Genomic DNA, 18,783 nt, shown 5'->3' on the forward strand with positions numbered 1-18,783 from the left:
TTGTCTGGAGACGGACTGGGAGGATAGGAAATTGCCGGTTTATCCAGTGACGCTGGCCATGTGGTTCCACCTGTTCCCATACCGAACACAGTAGTTAAGCACATGCACGCCGAAAGTACTTGCCTGGAGACGGGCTGGGAGGATAGGGAGTTGCTGGTTTATCAAGAGCCCCGCTTTGGCGGGGCTTTTTTCGTGCCCGGATATCGAGGTGTGCGGTCTTAGATTTCATTGCATGCGGGTCCGATGTTTGCTATACTTATATAATGTGTATAGTTTAGTTTTGAATTGTTTTAGGTCGTAAGGAGCGCGAGGGAATGCGTAAAACGCGTAAAAGGAAACGCAGTTTCCGGCGGGTGAAATGGCTGGCTCTGATCCTGGTTGTCATCATCGCCGTTGCGTTCGGCTGTTACGCTGCCATAAAAGGGAACCCATCTTCCCATGAAATCGGGGATACCGACCATCAGATTGTCCATGTCATGATCATGGGCGTGGACAGCCGCAAGGATGATGTGGGCCGAAGCGATACGCTGATGGTCGCATCCATCGACCAGACGGCGGAAAAGGCGGCTCTGCTCTCCATTCCGCGTGATACACGCGTGGCAATTGAGGGGCATGGCTACGATAAGGTCAATCATGCCTATGCGTACGGTGGTCATAAGCTGACACAGAAGTCTGTTGAGCACCTTCTCGGCGTGCCGATGGACCACTACATCATCATCGATACGAAATCATTTGAGCGCATCATCGATGCTATCGGCGGTGTCAACATCGATGTGGAAAAGCGGATGCATTATGAAGATCCCTGGGATGACAACGGCGGCCTCGTCATCGATCTCTATCCGGGTGAACAGCATATGGATGGCAAGAAAGCCATCCAATACGTCCGCTACCGTGATGGTGAAGGCGATATCGGCCGCATTGGGCGTCAGCAGAAATTCATGAAAGCCGTGATGGCCCAGGTGCTTTCTCCGGAAATCCTGCCGCGGCTGCCGGATATCGTCAAGGAAGTCAGCTCGGCTGTCAAGACGGATATGTCGGTAACGGATCTTTTGAGTTTTGCCAAGCAGATGAAGACGTATCAGGCCAATGGCCTTGAGGCGCAGATGGTGCCGGGACAGCCGGCCTATCACAAAGACATCAGCTACTGGATCCCCGATATCACCGATGTACGGGAACTCATGGCATCTGCGCTTGATCTGACGCTGACGACACAAGCGGAAGAAGAGGCACAGGCGGCAGAGGATAAGTACGATGCCGATCTGCCGAAGGACCTCAAGATGCTCGCGCATAAGACGAACGGCAGCACGAAGCTCACCGGGCAGGATGCCAAGGATGAAGAGGATAAGCCGATGAAACCTGAGGAGATCTCGGTCATGGTCATCAACTCAAGCGGCATTGACGGAGCGGGTGCTGAGGTGGCTGCGGTGCTGCAGCGCAAGGGCTTCATCATCTCCGGAGTTGAGACGGGCAAGACGAATGCCAACCCGACCACGACGATCACGACTTCGACGCGCAATACGGATGTGTTCTACGGCATGCCGTTTGCCTGTGTGATTCGCGATGGCGGCAGTTCCAACCAGGCTGTTGTCAACATCGGACGGGATTATAAGAAAAAAGGAAAGTGAGGAGGCGGAGCGCATGCTCCGTCCCTTTCTCTATCGGCATGACGATGTCATGGATTGTTTGAGGTGAATAAAATTTGGGTATGTTGAAGGTAACGGGCCTCAAGAAGGCCTTTGGCATCGACGAGCTCTTTCACGATGTCAGTTTTGAGGTGTCCCGCGGCGACAAGGTTGGTTTTGTCGGTGCCAATGGTGCAGGCAAGACGACGCTGATGCGCTGTCTGCTCGGACTCGAAGAAACGGATGGCGGTACGATCCAGCTCGACGACGCCGGCACGATCGGTTACGTCGAACAGCAGGCGGACTTTGGCGATGGTACGCTTTACGAGGAATTCCTGCGGGCTTTCGATGATGTCATCGCGCTCGGCGAGCGCAAGAAGGCGCTGGAGAAACAGATTGCCGATCATGCCGATGAGGAGACGATGGCCGCCTACGGCAAGGTGGTCGAACGTTTTGAACTGCTCGGCGGCTACGATTTCGAGAGCCGTATCCGCCGCGTGGCCTTTGGCCTGGGCTTTACCGAAGAGGATTTTGACAAGGATGTCGCGCATTTTTCCGGTGGACAGAAGACGCGCATCTGCCTGACGAAAGCGCTGCTGCGCGAACCGGATTTCCTGTTCCTCGACGAGCCGACAAACCATCTTGACATTCACATGATCGAATGGCTGGAGGGCTTCCTCAAGAATTATTCCGGCGGCGTGCTCATCATCTCGCATGACCGTTACTTCCTCGACCGCGTCGCCACGCGTATCCTGGAACTCGCAGGCCGTACGGTTACGAATTACGACGGCAATTACACGTATTACATGAAGGTCAAGACGGAGCGGCGCGCCGCGCTGCAGTCGGCCTATGAAAAACAGCAGGAGCACATCCGCAAGACGGAGGAGTACATCCGCAAATACAAGGCCGGCATCAAGAGCAAACAGGCCCGCGGGCGCCAGAGTCAGCTCAACCGGCTGGAACGCATCGTGCTGCCGCCGGAGGATGCCTCCTTCAATTATTTTGCGCTCAATAAACCGCCGGAGTGTGCACAGCGTGTGGCGGAGCTCGAGGATGTTTCCATGTCCTTCGGCAGCCATACGATCTTTGAGCATCTTTCCCTGCTGATCCGCAGGGGGGACGGTGTCGCGCTTGTCGGCCCCAATGGCGCGGGCAAGACGACGCTGCTGCGCATCCTCGTCGGCGAACTGGAGTCGCCGACGGGCCGCGTCAAGATCGGCAGCCGCGTCAAGATCGGTTACTTCTCGCAGCAGCACGAGGGCCTGCACATGGACCGCACGATCCTTGACGAGCTCATCTACGAATACGGCATCAATGAGGAACAGGCGCGCAAATATCTCGGAGCCTTCCTGTTCCATGGCGATGAGGTCCTGCGCCTCATCGGCGACCTTTCCGGCGGCGAGCAGTCGCGTGTGGCCTTCCTCAAGCTCATGCTGACCGGGGCGAATTTCCTGATTCTCGATGAGCCGACGAACCATCTCGACATCCCGGCGCGCGAGGCCGTGGAGGAGGCGCTGATGGCCTTCCCCGGAACATTCCTGGCAGTTTCGCATGACCGCTATTTCCTCGACAAGGTCGCGAATTGCACGCTGGAGCTCGCCGATGGGAAGCTCACGGAATACCTCGGCAATTACAGCTATTACCTCATGAAGAAGGAACTGGCGGAGGAAGAAGCTGAGGAAGAACGCCTCGCAGCGGAAAAACTCCGCAAGGCCAAAGAGGAGAGGGAAAAGCACAGGCAGAAGCCGGCTGCTGCCGAAAAACATGCTGCGGAGCAGGCGGCTGAGCAGCGCGCGCGTGAAGAAGAGAAAAAACGGGCTGAGATCGGCCGCATCCAGAGCATGAGTGATGCCAAGCGCGAGGAGATGATCCAGCGCGCCGAAGCCGAGATCGCCATGGCCGAAGCCGAGCTCAAGGGCTTGGAATTCCAGATGAATGATCCGGAAATCCAGTCGGACCCGCAGAAGAGCCAGGAGATTGCGGCGGCTTATGCGGCCAAGGAAGAGGAAATCGAACAGCGTTATGCGAAATGGGAGCGTTTGACGGAAGCCTGATGTCAGGCGGGAAGAGAAAGGAGTCGTTATGGCCGTCGTACAGCAGACCCTGATTGGATTTCAGGGACAGGAAGAGATTGAAGGCGTGGTGGACAGCGTCATTTATGCGAGCGATGATGGCAAATTCTCGGTCTTCCGCGTCAAACCGTCACAGCAGAACAGCCGCATCACGGCCACTATCAAGGGAGAGCCGCCGCTCGTGGGACAGCAGGTCCATCTGAAGGGCCAGTGGGTCAACCATGCGCGCTTCGGGCAGCAGTTCCGTGCGGCGAGCATCCGCATCGAGGCACCTTCAAGCGTTGAGGGCATCGAGCGCTTCCTGGCATCGGGCGTCATCGACGGTGTCGGCAAGGCCATGGCCCATCGCCTCGTGACGGCGTTTGGCCAGGACACGCTGACCATCATTGAGGAAAAGCCAAAGCGGCTGCTCGAGGTGCCGGGCATCGGCAGGCAGACGGCTGATAAGATCGTGGCGTCATACCGCTCGCAGTCAGAGCTCGGCGAAATCATGCTGTGGCTTGAGAATCACGGTATCTCGGGCACGTTTGCCGGGCGCATCTTCAAGAAGTATTCCTCGTTCTCGCTCGACATGCTCGAGAATCATCCGTATCAGCTTGCACAGGAAGTCGAAGGCATCGGCTTTGCCACGGCCGACACCATCGCGGCGAGCCTTGGGCTTCCGAAAGACCATGAGCAGCGCGTGATGGCCGGCATCGACTATGCCTTGCAGCAGATAGCTCTGGCCGGGCACTGCTGCATTCCCGCCGGGCCGCTCGTAGAGCGCGCAAGCCGTCTCCTCACGGTCGACAGGGAGCGCGTCCGCGAGGTACTCCGACGCGAACTTCAGGCACAGCGCCTCATCGTCGAAGAGGCACGGGGTGAGACGCTCATTTATCCGCCCTATCTGCATCGTGCTGAGATCAAGACGGCGCGCAAACTGCTCTACCTGCAGCGTTATGCCGATCCCATCGAGCTGGCACAGCCGCCGGCGAGACTCGTCGCACGATGGGAACATGAGACGGGCCTGACGCTCTCCGATGGGCAGCGCCAGGCCATGGCAGCTGTCCTGCTGCACGGTGTCTTCGTGCTGACCGGCGGCCCCGGTACAGGCAAGACGACGGTCATCCGCGGCATGCTGGATCTTCTGGAATCACAGGGCCTCGAGATCCTCTTGGGCGCGCCGACCGGCCGTGCGGCCAAGCGTCTCGCCGAGGCCACGGGGCGCAAGACCATGACCGTTCATCGCATGTTGGAGGCCCAGGGCGGCCAGAGTGGTGCCGGGGCTCCCGTATTCGGCAAGACGGAGGATGAGCAGCTCGAGGCGGATGTCATCATCCTCGATGAAGTCTCGATGATGGATATCGTGCTCATGCAGCATTTCCTGGCGGCCGTACCGGATGGCTGCCATGTCATCCTCGTCGGCGACGTGGATCAGCTGCCGGCCGTTGGTCCCGGTGCCGTGCTCGAGGATATCCTGCGCTCGGGGGCAATCCCGTGCGTCTGCCTGACGGAAATCTTCCGCCAGCACGAGGAGAGCACGATTGTCGTCAACGCTCATGCCATCAATGCCGGCAGGCTGCCGGTCTGCTCGCTGCACGGGGATTTCCAGTTCTGGGAAATGCCGGACGAAGCGGCCACGGCAGCAAAGATTCTCGAATTCTGCACGAAAATCCTGCCGGCACAGGGATTCTCGCCGCTGTTTGACGTGCAGGTGCTGTCGCCGATGCACCGCCAGGCCTGCGGCGTTGACAATCTCAACAAGCTGCTGCAGGAAGCCCTAAATCCCGCCGCGCCCTCGAAGCCGGAATTCGTCAACCGCACGCAGACTTTCCGCCTGGGCGACAAGGTCATGCAGATGAAGAACAATTACAACAAGCAGGTGTTTAACGGTGATATCGGCTTCATCGTGAACATGGAACCGGGCCGCCTCACTGTGCGCTTCGGCGAAGACCTTGAGGTGGACTATGAGCAGGGTGAGATGGGAGAGCTGCAGCTCGCCTATGCGATGAGCGTCCACAAGAGCCAGGGCAGTGAGTACCCCGTCATCATCCTGCCGCTCACCAAGGGGCATTACATCATGCTGCAGCGCAATCTGCTCTACACGGCCGTGACGCGTGCCAAACGCCTCGTCATCCTGCTGGGGTCCCGTGCGGCGCTGAATACCGCTGTGGAGAACGACCGCACGAAACGACGTTACACGCTCCTGGCCGAGCGACTGCATCAGGGCAAGAAAAAAGATTAAATTATTACACAATTTACGATGAATACAGAATACTTCCTTCTATAATGTAAACAAATGTGGGAAATTAGTGTATACTAATCCTTGGTTGGAAGAATTTATACGATTATACAGAAGGAAGTTGGTATTATGAAAAAGGGATTCATGTTGCTTGCCGGCTTGTTTATCTGGGGAGGCCTGCTGATGCTGCAGGGCACGCCGAAGATCGATGGCGAAATTGCGGCACAGATGGTCGAGGCCGTTCATCCGCAGGCGGAGATCGTCGCGGTGGAGGACACGATGGTCAATAAGGCAGAGGCGTACAAGATCGCCTATTTTGAAGTCGGACAGGGTGCCGGCAGCGTGACGATCGATGCCGATGGTCACGTGCTTGGCCATTGAGCCTGCTGATGGCTTCTTTCTCATGAAAAAAGGATTGGCTCTGCGCGAAGGGGTTGCGCAGGGCCAATCCTTTTTATGCTGTTGTGGAGTGCGTTTGCCGATGCCGTCAGCGTTCGGCCTGGCATGGCAGGGAAGCGCGTTCGTGTGCGCGTCTCGCGAGCAGGGCCGAGGCTGCGGAGGCGAGCGGCACGGTCATGATGACGCCGATGCCGCCCGAGAGGCCCTGCATGATGACGATGTCAAGGCTGTTGGAGTTGACGAGCTGCAGGAAGGGCAGGTCGTAGACGTAGTCGAGCACCCAGGTGCCGAGGCTGCCGCCGAAGACGGCGAGGATCAGCGTCGCGGCCATGGTGCCCATGACATCTTGACCGACGTTCATGCCGCTCTGGAAGAGAGTCCGGGCATTTTTTTCGGGGTTCATCTGGTGGAGCTCCGAGACGGCGGCGGATACGTCCATGGCGATATCGAGCACGGCTCCGAGGCTGGCGAAGAGGATGCCGGCAAAGAGCAGCTGCCCGACATCGATGCGGGTGTTCTGCCCGACGAAGAGCAGGGCTTCGATGTTGGAGACGTTGTAGCCGGAAAGGTGAGCCATCTGTCCGAATACCTCGGCTGAGATACCGGCCGAGAGCACGCCGCCGAAGGCAGCGATGCCGGCGGCCAGGGCCTTGCAGGTGGAGCCGCAGATCAGCCAGACCGTGAGGGCAAGGATCAGGCAGGAGGTGATGACGGCGGCGACGAGCGGCGCGATGCCGTGCATGATCAGGGGGAAGAAGAAGAACAGGAAGCTCACGAAGGTGATTACGAGCGCCAGCACGGATTTGACGCCTTTTTTGCCGCCGACAACCATGAGCAGCAGGCAGAAGAAGGCCAGGAAACCTACGACAGCCTTGAAGCGGTCGTAGCTGTAAACCGTGAACGAGGAGAGGGAGCCTGTCTTGCTGGCCATGGCGATGACGGACATGCCGGGCTCGCAGACCGTGCCGAAGAGCAGGCCGTTCGGGCTGTTGGCCTCGACTTCCGAGCCGTCCTCGAGGCGCAGGCTGACGATCTGGTCACCGATGCGGCTGCCGTTTTCCTGGATATTATCCTGCAGGATGCCCGTGACCGTCGCTTCCTGGAAACTGCGGCCGTCCGTATTGACGAGTTCCGGCTTCGTGACCTGATTGAGCTGCAGGAGTCCAGCGAGGATGAGCGCGATGCCGCAGACAATCGCCAGACGCTTAAGTAATTGTTTCATACGATAGGGACCTCCTAAAGAAAATCCTCCGGCCACGAGGGAAAAGATGGCCGGAGGATTTCACGATAGAGATAGAGAGATGTGGGATGGGGTGATCTATCATCAATCCTTGATGATGCTGTAGGTCTGGTCGATCGGGGTACCAGTCTCGGCATCATAGGTGTCGATGCTGAATTGATTCTTCGTGATGTGGACCACGGAGTACGTCGGGCGCCAGTTCTGGCTGCGGGCTGCGATATAATCCTGCTGCTGCGGAATGAGTTCGTAGAACTTGGAACCCGTAGCGGAGTTCGAGGACATGTAGAAGACACCCTTCGGGTTGCGGAGCGTGCCCTGCTGCATGTCTGCGATGGTGTAGCAGAGGTTCTGGCTTTCGTAAGCGGCTTTTGTATCGCTGTCCTTGAGCGCGGCGTCGATGAGATTGTGATGCTGACCCTGCTGGCCTTTGACCTTGTATTCGGAGAAATCCGCATGCTGCTTGCCATCGCTCGAGAGCTGATACGTGCGGGCATACGTGTGGTCGTGGCCCTGCAGGACAACGTCGATCTTGTTGGCGTCGTAGATCGGCGTGAGCTGCGTGCGCAGCAGGATGCCGTCGGAATCGGAGTGATCGAGGCCGCTGCCGTAGATATCCTGATGCATGACGACGATGCGCCATTTCGTATTCGGATGTGCCTTGATGGCCTTCTTGATCAGGGCTTCATGGTCAGCTGCATTGTAGTTGTTGGCGTTGATGACGATGAAGAGGGCGTTGCCGTAGTTGTAGTAGTAGCCATGGCCGGCTTTTGTCGGATTCGTTTCTTCCGTGAACGGATTCGGCACGTTGAAGTGGTTCTGATAGCCCGTCGTTATGCTGTCGTGGTTGCCGATGCTCGTAGCTTCCGGCAGGCTGCGCAGAGCCTTGGCGGAAAGATAACCGGCGTACTGCTGCTCCTGCAGCTTGATCTTGGCAGGGGACAGATCTTCAGCCGGCTCGTTGATCTGGTCGCCAGGCGAGACGAGGAAGTCAATCTCCGGATGCTGGGCAAGCGCGCTGTTGAGGGTCTTGTTCCAGTTATAGGCATCGTTGCGCGTGGCGAGCAGGCCGTCCTGCTTGTTGCCCTCGGAAGAGGTCTGACCCTTCGAGGCACCGAGCTGCGGGTCGCCGACATACATGAAGGAGAAGTCATCCGGATTGCCCGTCTTGAAGGACTGGACATCCTTCCAGGCACCGTCGATCTTGACCTGGTAGTAATACGTCGTATCCGGCTTGAGGTCCTTGATGGTCGTCTTGTTCGTGTAGTACTGGACACCGTCGATGACCGTGCCGGTCTTGCACGTGCCGAGGAACGAACGGGCGTCGCTCATGTCCTCACTCTTGGCAACGCGGACCTCAGCAGCCTTGGCTTTATCCTTGGAATACCAGGCGAGGTTCATCTGCGTGGCGTCCTTGCCGGGAGCCAGGGAAACCTGCTCGTAGTCATCCTGGATCGTCTTCCAGCTTTCCTTCCACTGTTCCCAGTTCTCATTGCCTGCCTGCGTGGCGACAACTGCCTTTGGTCTGGTGGATGCATCGTTCCAATGCTCGGTTGCGGCAAAACCCGTTGAGGCAATGCAGAGCGCCGTCAGCACATAGGCCGTAAGGCGTTTCTTGTTGTGAATCCACTTCATACTACCAAAACCCTCCTTGAATACAACACTTTCCTTGACAGTTCTCACTTTACCATGCGGCCGCGGGGGGACTGTTACGGTCATGTAAAGTTTCTGTTATTTCCGGCTGCTTCTTTGCAGGCTGGCTGCTTGCGTCATGTGATAGAATGAAAGATATATGTGACATCAGAATGGAGGGCATCATATGGATGAACGGGACGATCTGGATCTCCTGCAGGGCCTCAACGCGGCGCAGCGCGAGGCTGTGACGACCACGGAAGGCTTCGTGCGCGTGCTGGCTGGGGCCGGCTCCGGCAAGACGCGTGCTCTTTCGCACCGCTTTGCCTATCTCGTCGAAGAACTCGGCATCCTGCCCGGCAACATCCTCTGCGTGACCTTCACGAACAAGGCCGCGTCGGAGATGCGCAGCCGCATCCACGCCCTGACGGGCGACAACGATACGGGCTATATCAATACGTTTCACGGCTTCTGTGTCTCCATCCTGCAGGAGGACAGCCATGCCGTCGGCTATCCGAAGAGCTTCCTCGTGCTCGACAATGCCGATATCGATGACATGCTCGCGAAGATCTACGAGGAACGGGGCCTGACGCTGCGCGACATGACGTATGGGCAGGCGCGTGACATGTTCGAGATGCGCAAGCTTGTGCAGCAGCCCGATTACTATAAGGAACTCATCGCCCTGCCGCTCGCGGGGCTCAAGGAAAAATACGACTGCGCGCAGTCGAAGCAGGACATCCTCTTTTACGGCTATCTCTACGAACAGAAGAAATGCTTCGGCCTCGACTACAACGATCTCATCAAATTCTCGCTCCATATTTTCGCGGAGCATGAGGATATCCGCAAAAAATGGCAGCAGCGCCTTGAATACATCATGATCGATGAATTCCAGGATATCGATGAGCCGCAGTACCGCCTCATGAACGTGCTCTGCAGCTGGCACAAGAATCTCTTCGTTGTCGGGGACCCCGACCAGACCATTTACTCGTGGCGCGGCGCCTCAGGGCGGTATCTCCTGGATTTCGATGCGCATTTCCCGGGGACGAAGACGATCTTCATGCTCGAGAATTACCGTTCGACGCCGGAGATCCTCGCCGTCGTCAATTCGCTGATCGCGAAGAATACGAGCCGCGTCGAGAAGGACCTTGTACCGGTATGCCCGCATGGGAAAAAGGTGGTCTGCCATCATGCAGCGGCTGCGGATGAAGAAGGCGCGTGGCTGGCCGGCGAGATCGGCCGGCTGCATGCGGCGGGCGTGCCGTACCGCGATATGGCCGTGCTTTACCGCGCGCATTACATCACGCGCAGCATCGAGGAGCAGCTGTTGAAGGCCGAGCTGCCCTATACGATCTACAGCGGTGTGCAGTTCTTTGCCCGCCGGGAAATCAAGGATGCGCTCTCGTACCTGCGCATGCTCGCGTACCGCGATGACCTGTCCTTCCTGCGCATCGTCAATGTGCCGAAGCGCAACATCGGCGAGCGGCGGAGGAAGTTCCTGACGGCCTATGCCGAGGAGCATCAGCTGACGCTCTGGCAGGCGCTGAAGGAAAGCCTGGCTGATCCCATCTGGCGCGGCACCAAAGCGAAGGATTTCATCAAGCTCATCGAAGATCTGGCCGAACTTTGCGAGGGAGGCTCCGTTTCGGAAATCCTCGCGCGCGTGCTCGACAAGAGCGGCTATGAGATGATGCTGCGCACGGAGGGCAGCCAGGCACGCCTCGACAACCTCGCAGAACTCAAGCAGTCCGTGCGCGAGTACGAAGTGAATTGCGGTGAGGAAGCCGGGCTCATTGACTACCTGAACCATGCGGCGCTCTTCACGAATCAGGATGCGGGCGATCCCGGCGACAAGGTGCGCCTGATGACGGTGCATACGGCCAAGGGGCTTGAGTTCCCGTACGTCTTCCTCTGCGGGCTCAACGAGGGCATCTTCCCTTCGCGCAAGACGCGCACGCCCGAGGCGATGGAGGAGGAGCGCCGCCTGGCCTTTGTCGCGATGACGCGGGCGGAGAAGGGGCTCTGCCTTTCCGATGCCGAAGGTCTCCATATTGACGGTTCGCTGCGCTATCCCTCGCGCTTTATTTTTGATATTGAACCAAAGCTTCTGGATTTTACGGCGCCGCTGCCGGAAAAGCTCGTGCGCGAGGCGAAGGATTACATCCGCGCTTCTTCGCGCCGCCTGCTGCGTCAGGCGGAACCCGCGGCGTTCCGGGAGGGCGACCGCATCACGCACCGCGTGTTCGGCGACGGCACCATCGTGGCGCTCGATGCGGAAAAGGGAGCCTACGTCATCCATTTCGATGAACTCGCGACGAACCGCAGCATCTCGTTCCGCGTCAAACTGCAGCGTCTGTGATTTCCTTTGCATTATGGCGGCGATGGTGCGATAATAATCCCTGTATATTATAGAAAGTGGATTATATAAATCAAAACAAAGAAAGCGGGAATCGTATGGAACGAGAACGACTTTGGACACCGGAATTCCTGGGCATGGGCGGCAGCAATCTGTTCCTCTTCATGTCACAGTACATCATGGTAGCAGCACTTCCAATCTTCATCATGGACAGTCTCGGCGGCGGTGATATGGAAGCGGGTCTGGCCATGAGTTTCTTTCAGATCGGCGCCGTCACCTGCCGGCCTCTGGCCGGCAGGCTCATCGATGCCGTCAACAAGCGCCGGCTGATGATCGCAGCGACGACGGTATTCTTCCTCATCATGCTGGCGTTCAACTGGCTGCACAGCCTGACGTCCATTTATGTGCTGCGCCTTTTGCATGGCTGCATCTTTGCGCTGGCGACGACGGCTGCGGCAGCCATGGCAGCCCTCGTGCTGCCGGCCACGCGCAAGGGAGAGGGGATCGGCTATTTTGCGCTGTCGACGAATCTCGCGATGGTCGTCGGCCCCTTGCTGGGCCTCCTGCTCATCGGCAATCTCGGCAGCACGGCGCTCTTTGCCTTCGTGACGCTTTTGGGCGCGCTGACCTTCTTCGCCGCGAATGCGCGTCGCCTGCCCGATGCCATTATCCTGCCGGCCAAGCGCACGAAGAAGGGCTTCCATCTCAGCGATTTCATCGAGCGCAAGGCACTGGCTCCTGCGGGACTCGGCGGCCTCGTGTTCTTCGCCTACGGCGGTATCCTGACGTTCATCCCGCTCTATGCCAAGAGCCTGGGCCTGCAGGCCGAGACGAGCCTCTTCTTCATGGTCTTTGCACTCGTCATCATCCTGACGCGCCCCGTCATCGGCCGCCTGTTCGATGAGAAGGGCCCGGACTGGACGGTCTGGCCGGGCTTCCTGTTCTTTGCCGCGGGCATGGTCATCTTCAGCCAGGTCCAGTCCGTCACAGGCCTGCTGATTGCGGCGGCAGTGCTCGGCATTGGCTTTGGCGCGCTGAGCCCTGCGTTTCAGACGCTTGCGGTCAAGAGTGCTGCGCCCTCCAGGGCGGGCGTGGCGACGGCCACGTATTTCTGGTCGCTCGACATCAGCGTCGGCCTGGCGGCAGCCATCATGAGCATCGTGGCGGCGAACTTCGGTTATCCGTTCATGTACGGTGCCGTCAACACAGCCATCGTCATCCTGACGGCCGTCTGCTACTACATCTGGCGCCGTCACCAGAAGCGCATCGCACATATCCGGCGCGCCAAGCGGAAAAGACGCGCAAATGCGGACTTGCCACGCGTGCGATAATGGATGTAGAGATGCGCAGGCATCAAAAAGGCAAAGGTCGTGGTCAGATTGACAATTCATACAACGAATAAGGAACGCAAAATCATATGTTTTGGCATCGCCATCGGCATGCTGCTCGGCGTGATTGGCATCAAGCTCATGGGCATGAGCGGCACGGTGATCCTGGCGGCCGTCATCTTCCTCGTGCCGCTCGTGCCGGAGATTTGGGAACATCTGCGCACGGTGAGGACGCCGCAGGCGCAGATGCCCCAGGTGGAACTGCCGCACGTCACCATGCCGCATGTCGATATGCCCCACGTGAAGGTCCCGCACGTCGATATGCCGGACTTCCACATGTCGGAGGAGACGAAGGAAGAATTCACCGAGGACTGGCTCAGCAACCGGGCCATCGTGATCTATTTCATTCTCTTCCTCATCAGTTTCCTGATCGGCTATGTGGTGCTGAACTGAGATTTCAGCAAAATCTTTGCGTCTTATAATACCGCTGTAATTCATCGCCTCTAAGATAGGAGTAACGAGTTTTATTTCTATCTTAGAGGTGATTTTTTGTCTTGGAAAAAAGCAATCTTACTGGCCGGCATTGCCACCGGCATGATCTTCCAGGGAAATCCGGGCGTGGAGGCCGCGGCAAAGACGCCTGCGGTCGTGTCGAGCGTGCAGGGCATCGAGCAGGTCACGGTAGTCACGAAGACGTACGGTGACGGGGAACTGCCGGCCTATGTCGTGCTTAAGTATCCGGAATCCCTTGACAGCCGTACGCTCAAGACGTCGGATTTCTCGGTGGAGGGACGCACGATTGAGAAGGTCCAGACGAATACGGAGCCGAATGACGCGCAGGATGTGCCGGGCTGCTACGTGATCCTGAAGCTCCAGCACACGAATACGGCCTTCGACGGCAATCTCGCGCAGCGTGCCAAGAGCGATGACGCCACGAAGCAGGATGCAAACCCGGCTGGCAAAGAAAAGGCCGCAGGCGATACGGGCGTCGATGCGCCGATGGTTTCGGACCGACAGGCACCGGACCTTTCCGTCAAGGTGAGCCAGCTCAAGGACCTTACGGCTCAGAATGGCAAGACGTATGCCGCGTCCTCCACGGTATACAATGCGTCCTCGACCGTTGAGAACGATGTCGACCGCTTTACGCAACATGTCTACAAGGACCCTGCGACGGGCTATGAGATGCCGTACAATCTCTACCTGCCGCAGGATTATGATCCGAACAAGTTGTATCCGCTCGTCTTCTTCGTGGCCGATGCGAGCGCAAACATCAACAACGACAAGACGCCGCTCTTCCAGGGCAATGGCGCGACGGTCTGGACGGAGCCTGCGGAACAGGCCAAGCATCCCTGCATCGTCCTCGCACCGCAGTATACGGACGATCTTGTCAAGAGCATCGGCATGATGACGACGGATGAGAACGTCTGGACGCCGGGGCTCACGCTCGTCACGGACCTCCTGCAGGACGTCATCAGGAATTACGCCGTCGACACCTCGCGCATTTACGGTACGGGTCAGTCACAGGGCGGCATGACGAATATCGCCATCAGCGACCGCTATCCGGATCTTTTTGCCGCGCAGTGGCTCGTCGCCTGCCAGTGGAATGTGCAGGAAATGGCTGCGATGAAGGACAAGACGCTCTGGATCACGGTCTGCTCGGGCGACAACAAGGCTTTCCCCGGCATGAATGAGGCCACGGCGCTCTGGGAGTCTCTCGGCAGTCCCGTCGCGCGCAACGCTTCGCCGTGGTGGGACAGCAAGGCGCCTGTGGCTGACCTCGATCAGAAGGTACGCAATCTTGCCGCACAGGGCAAGAAGATCAATTACACGGTCTTCGCCGACGGCAACCACATGTACACCTGGTCGTTCGCCTATGGCATCGACGCCATCCGTGACTGGCTCTTTGCCCAGAAAAAATAAAAACAGGCAGTAAAAAATCCCGCTGGCCAGGCCAACGGGATTTTTGCTGTTCATGAGAAGGACGAGTTCAGGAATCGAGCGCCGTATCTGTGATTTCCTCGAGCGTCTTTTGTTTGCTTTCCTTGCCGAGTGCCAGGACGACGGCGGAAATGATGACGAAGACGGAGGCGAACATCAGGAAGATCGTGCTCATGCCGAAGGCATTGGCGAGCATGAGGCCGACGAGCATTGGGGCGATCATGCCGCCGATGCGGCCAAAGCCTGCGGCCCAGCCGGAGCCGAGCGCGCGGATGGTCGTCGGATACTGTTCCGGCGTGTAGGTGTAGATGACGCCCCAGGCGCCGAGGTTGAAGAAGCTCATGGCCGCGCCCCAGGCGAGCAGGGCCGAGGCGGAGCCCGCATTGCCGAAGAAGAAGCTGCAGATGCCCGACATCAGCAGAAATAGGGAGAGCGTGTACTTGCGGCCGATGACATCGACGAGCCAGGCAGCTGCATAATAGCCGGGCAGCTGCGCGAGCGTCATGATGAGCACATATTCAAATGTCTTGACAACGGCAAAGCCCTGGGCGAAGACGATGGACGGCAGCCACATGAAGATGCCGTAGTAGCTGAAGACGATGCCGAACCAGGCCAGCCAGAGCATGATCGTGCGCGTGCGGAACGGTTTTGTCCAGAGTGTCGCGAAGCTCGTCGCAGCGGCCTCCGGCTGCTCACGCTCGGCCGGACTCAGCTCCTTGGCAAACGGGCGGCTCTCGACGTGGAGTTTTTGTTCGAGGTCGAGGATGATGGCTTTTGCTTCTTCAATGCGGCCGTGCGAGATCAGGTAGCGCACGGACTCTGGCATGTGCAGGCGGATCAGGAAGACGTAGAGAGCCGGGATCGTGCCGATGACAAACGCAATCTGCCAGCCAAAGCGCGGAATCAGCAGGTAGGCGATGCAGGCGGCGACGAGCCAGCCGACGCCCCAGAAGCTTTCAAGCAGCACGATGAAGCGGCCGCGCAGATGGCTGGGCGCGTATTCGCTCATGAGCGTTGCCGCGACGGGCAGTTCGCCGCCGAGGCCGAAGCCCACGAGGAAGCGGAAGACGAGCAGTGACTCATAGCTCCAGGCCAATGCGCAGAGACCCGTCGAGATGCTGTAGAGCAGCACGGTGATCGTGAAGACTTTCTTGCGGCCGATGCGGTCCGCGACCGTGCCCGCGAGCACGGCGCCGAGTGCCATGCCGATGAGGCCGATGGAGCCGATCCAGCCGGCCTGGGCGGGCGAGAGTCCCCAGTCTTTCGTGAGCACGGGCAGGACGAAAGCGATGAGCCCCGTATCCATGGAGTCAAACAGCCAGCCAAGACCGGTGACCAGCAGCAGTTTGTAGTGAAAAGAGCTGACGGGCAGCTCCTCCAGGCGTTCCAGAATCATGCAAATAACCTCTTTCCCCTTCAAGAAAACAAAAGATGACTTCGTCCATTCAGCTGTCATGACAGCTGAAATACATACTGTATATTTTACGTACTTTTAAGAAAAAAGCAAGGGGAAACCGGCAAACAAGGGAAACCCGCATCAATCGGTAAGACAGTCGAAGAAAATCAATAGTAAACACGTGAAATCCAGACTTTTGTCAGAGCGGAGCAGGAAAAAGGGGAGTGCGCGGCTAATGTTAATACTGTTAATGCAAATCATGGATGAGATACCGTTTGACCGAAGGAAAGGGGAATATTGGATGAAGAAGGTTTTGACGATTGCCGGCAGTGACTCAAGCGGCGGCGCAGGGATCCAGGCGGATCTCAAGACGATGCTGGCACACGGTGTTTTCGGCATGAGCGCCGTCACGGCACTCACGGCACAGAACACGACGGGTGTGCGCATGGTGCAGGAAGCGTCGCCGGAATTCCTGGCGGCCGAGATTGATGCAGTATTTGAGGATATCCGTCCCGATGCCGTCAAGATTGGCATGGTTTCCTCGGCGGCGCTCATCCGTGTGATTGCCGAAAGACTGCATGCCCATAAGGCCGAACACATCGTCGTCGATCCCGTGATGGTCGCGACGAGCGGCGCGAAGCTGCTCCAGGACTCCGCAAGCCTCGCCCTGCAGCAGGAGCTCTTTCCGCTCGCTGAGGTCATCACGCCAAACATTCCTGAGCTCTCGGCCCTGACCGGCCTTACGGTTGACAGCCGTGAGACGATGGTGCAGGCAGCCCGTTCGCTCCATGCCGCAGCCGGCGTCAGCGTGCTGGCCAAGGGCGGCCACTTCGGCGAGGATGCGAGCGACCTGCTCGTCACGGCGGACGAGGAGAAGTGGTTCGCGGCGCCGCGCATCGACAATCCGAATACACATGGCACAGGCTGCACGCTCTCGAGCGCCATCGCCTCGAATCTGGCCAAGGGCTTCCCGTTGACCGAAGCCGTGGGCCTCGCCAAATCATACCTGACGGGGGCGCTGCTTTCCGGCCTCAATCTCGGCAAGGGCAGCGGTCCGCTCAATCACGGCTGGGCTCTGCAGGGCGATTTCTTCATGGTGGAAAAAAATGCCGGAGCGTGATAAGATGGAAACGATATTTTTGGAAGGAAGGTAAAAATTTTCATCATGAAGCATATGAAGCACATGAAGCGAACAATCAAGAAGATGATGCGCCTGGCTGGCTTCTGCTGTCTGGCGGCTGGACTGGCCGTGCCGGCTGTCACACACGCGGCCGCTGCCGATGGCGGGCATGTCACGGCGACCTCGGTCCTCGATGCCAAGGAAGGCCAGCCGGCCGTCACGGAGACGAAGGCTGCGCAGGAAATCGCGGCCGAGGCCAGAGCCGATGGCGGACAGGCACAGGCGGCTGATGTGCACAGCGTGAGCCTTACCTGGCCCGTCGTGCCGGGAGCTGTCAAATATCAGGTGGAAATCCTGCGCTCGCAGCGTGATGATTTGACGGATGTCATCATGACGCAGAATCAGATTTTCACGAATGGCGTCGATATCGACCTGAGCCGCTTTGGCAAGGCGGCCGCTTCGTTCTGGTGGAAGGTGCGTCCGCTTGATTACAGCGGCAATCCGCTGTCCTCGTATTCCGCTCCGCAGCCTGTCACTTCCGGGGTGCTGAATCCGAAGGCCCCGCAGCCGACGGCCGAATACGACCAGATGGATTACGCCGCCGAATACCCCGTTTACTCCTGGATCCCGATGCCCGGCGCCAAGCACCATGAGGTCCAGGTCTACCGCGAGGTAAACGGCAAGGACATGTACGTCAAGACCCTGCAGGGCGGTGAATACGATGTCTACGACTGGGATGCCTACACGACGCCGGGCCGTTACTACTGGCGCGTGCGTTCCGTCGATGAGAATGGCGCAGCCCTAAGTGACTGGTCCGACAAGAGCGGCTTCTCCGTCACGGCCCCGACGCCGATTGCCGCGCTCGGCGACAGCATCACGCACGGCGGCGGCGTCATGAGCGTGCCACCTTCGTACAAGCTCTACAACTGGGAGACGTATGCCGGCGTTCCCATCAAGAACCTCGGTGTCAGCGGCAATACCACGCAGGATATGCTCGACCGCTTCGAGCACGATGTCCTGCCGTTCTCGCCGCGCGTCCTCGTCATCATGGGCGGCGTCAACGACTACCGTGCCGGCACACTGGGCTGGACTGTCGTGCAGCATCTCAAGGCCCTTAAGGAGAAATGTGCGGCCTACGGCATCATCCCCGTCTTCGTGACGCCGACGCCCATCAATCCGGGCCTCATGATCCACCGCGCGGGCATTGAACATCCGACGCCGGACTGGCTCGTGCATCAGCAGTACGTCTGCGACTGGGTCAAGCGTCAGCCGTATTCCGTGGATGTCGCAAGCTCGCTTGCCGATGAGCGCGGCTGGCTCCGCAGCGATTATACGACGGACGGCCTGCACCCCGACTACCAGGCCAAGAAAGAGATGGGCGAGAAGATCGGCCGTTATCTCTCCGCCACGTTCCCTTGGCTGCTCAACTCATAAATCCCGCCTCGATTCCCATAAAAGCAAAATG

The 18,783-nt window shown here is 58.5% G+C and carries 13 protein-coding genes and 1 rRNA gene; 11 read left to right on the top strand and 3 right to left on the bottom strand.

All coding sequences use genetic code 11. The features are described from left to right. The first annotated feature begins 42 nt into the window (after window positions 1–42). From rrf to DWZ54_RS11235, 5 genes are all read left to right on the top strand, one after another. Window positions 43–159 (top strand): 5S ribosomal RNA (gene rrf, locus DWZ54_RS11215). A 155-nt stretch (window positions 160–314) separates the two neighbouring features. Beyond that, complete coding sequence (locus tag DWZ54_RS11220) at window positions 315–1,625, top strand: LCP family protein (protein ID WP_118476390.1); 1,311 nt, start codon at window positions 315–317, stop codon at window positions 1,623–1,625. A gap of 74 nt (window positions 1,626–1,699) precedes the next feature. After that, on the top strand, window positions 1,700–3,676 hold the full coding sequence (locus DWZ54_RS11225) for an ABC-F family ATP-binding cassette domain-containing protein (protein WP_118476392.1): 1,977 nt from the start codon (window positions 1,700–1,702) through the stop codon (window positions 3,674–3,676). Window positions 3,677–3,704: 28 nt separating this feature from the next. Further along, window positions 3,705–5,918, top strand: a complete 2,214-nt coding sequence (locus DWZ54_RS11230) for an ATP-dependent RecD-like DNA helicase (RefSeq protein ID WP_118476394.1) — start codon at window positions 3,705–3,707, stop codon at window positions 5,916–5,918. A 126-nt stretch (window positions 5,919–6,044) separates the two neighbouring features. Beyond that, window positions 6,045–6,296 (top strand): hypothetical protein, encoded by a 252-nt coding sequence (locus DWZ54_RS11235; protein ID WP_118476396.1) that lies wholly within the window; start codon window positions 6,045–6,047, stop codon window positions 6,294–6,296. A 106-nt stretch (window positions 6,297–6,402) separates the two neighbouring features. Here DWZ54_RS11235 and DWZ54_RS11240 read toward each other — a convergent pair whose 3' ends face one another. Both DWZ54_RS11240 and DWZ54_RS11245 read right to left on the bottom strand, forming a co-directional pair. Further along, the gene (locus tag DWZ54_RS11240) at window positions 6,403–7,536 is read right to left on the bottom strand and encodes a YibE/F family protein (RefSeq protein WP_118476397.1); all 1,134 of its coding nucleotides are present in this window, start codon (window positions 7,534–7,536) and stop codon (window positions 6,403–6,405) included. Between the two features lie 102 nt (window positions 7,537–7,638). Beyond that, window positions 7,639–9,186 (bottom strand): metallophosphoesterase family protein, encoded by a 1,548-nt coding sequence (locus DWZ54_RS11245; protein WP_118476399.1) that lies wholly within the window; start codon window positions 9,184–9,186, stop codon window positions 7,639–7,641. A 184-nt stretch (window positions 9,187–9,370) separates the two neighbouring features. Between DWZ54_RS11245 and DWZ54_RS11250 the strand changes: the two genes are divergently transcribed. The 4 genes from DWZ54_RS11250 (at window position 9,371) to DWZ54_RS11265 (ending at window position 14,784) form a co-directional block, all read left to right on the top strand. After that, window positions 9,371–11,539 (top strand): ATP-dependent helicase, encoded by a 2,169-nt coding sequence (locus tag DWZ54_RS11250; protein WP_118476400.1) that lies wholly within the window; start codon window positions 9,371–9,373, stop codon window positions 11,537–11,539. A 95-nt stretch (window positions 11,540–11,634) separates the two neighbouring features. After that, a complete protein-coding gene (locus DWZ54_RS11255; RefSeq protein ID WP_118476402.1) occupies window positions 11,635–12,867 on the top strand; it encodes an MFS transporter in 1,233 nt (410 codons plus the stop codon). A gap of 39 nt (window positions 12,868–12,906) precedes the next feature. Continuing rightward, window positions 12,907–13,317 carry a hypothetical protein gene (locus tag DWZ54_RS11260; RefSeq protein ID WP_147369922.1) on the top strand — a complete coding sequence of 137 codons (411 nt, stop codon included), beginning with the start codon at window positions 12,907–12,909 and terminating at the stop codon, window positions 13,315–13,317. Between the two features lie 96 nt (window positions 13,318–13,413). Next, the gene (locus DWZ54_RS11265; protein WP_118476406.1) at window positions 13,414–14,784 is read left to right on the top strand and encodes a prolyl oligopeptidase family serine peptidase; all 1,371 of its coding nucleotides are present in this window, start codon (window positions 13,414–13,416) and stop codon (window positions 14,782–14,784) included. A 67-nt stretch (window positions 14,785–14,851) separates the two neighbouring features. Here DWZ54_RS11265 and DWZ54_RS11270 read toward each other — a convergent pair whose 3' ends face one another. Next, window positions 14,852–16,198, bottom strand: a complete 1,347-nt coding sequence (locus DWZ54_RS11270; RefSeq protein ID WP_118476408.1) for an MFS transporter — start codon at window positions 16,196–16,198, stop codon at window positions 14,852–14,854. Between the two features lie 301 nt (window positions 16,199–16,499). Here DWZ54_RS11270 and thiD point away from each other — a divergent pair, with 301 nt between their 5' ends. Both thiD and DWZ54_RS11280 read left to right on the top strand, forming a co-directional pair. After that, complete coding sequence (gene thiD / locus DWZ54_RS11275) at window positions 16,500–17,318, top strand: bifunctional hydroxymethylpyrimidine kinase/phosphomethylpyrimidine kinase (RefSeq protein ID WP_118476410.1); 819 nt, start codon at window positions 16,500–16,502, stop codon at window positions 17,316–17,318. A gap of 45 nt (window positions 17,319–17,363) precedes the next feature. Beyond that, a complete protein-coding gene (locus DWZ54_RS11280) occupies window positions 17,364–18,752 on the top strand; it encodes a GDSL-type esterase/lipase family protein (protein ID WP_118476412.1) in 1,389 nt (462 codons plus the stop codon). Window positions 18,753–18,783: the final 31 nt, after the last annotated feature.

Source organism: Mitsuokella sp. AF33-22 (genome assembly GCF_003475755.1).
In the GTDB taxonomy this organism is placed as follows: Bacteria; Bacillota; Negativicutes; order Selenomonadales; family Selenomonadaceae; genus Mitsuokella.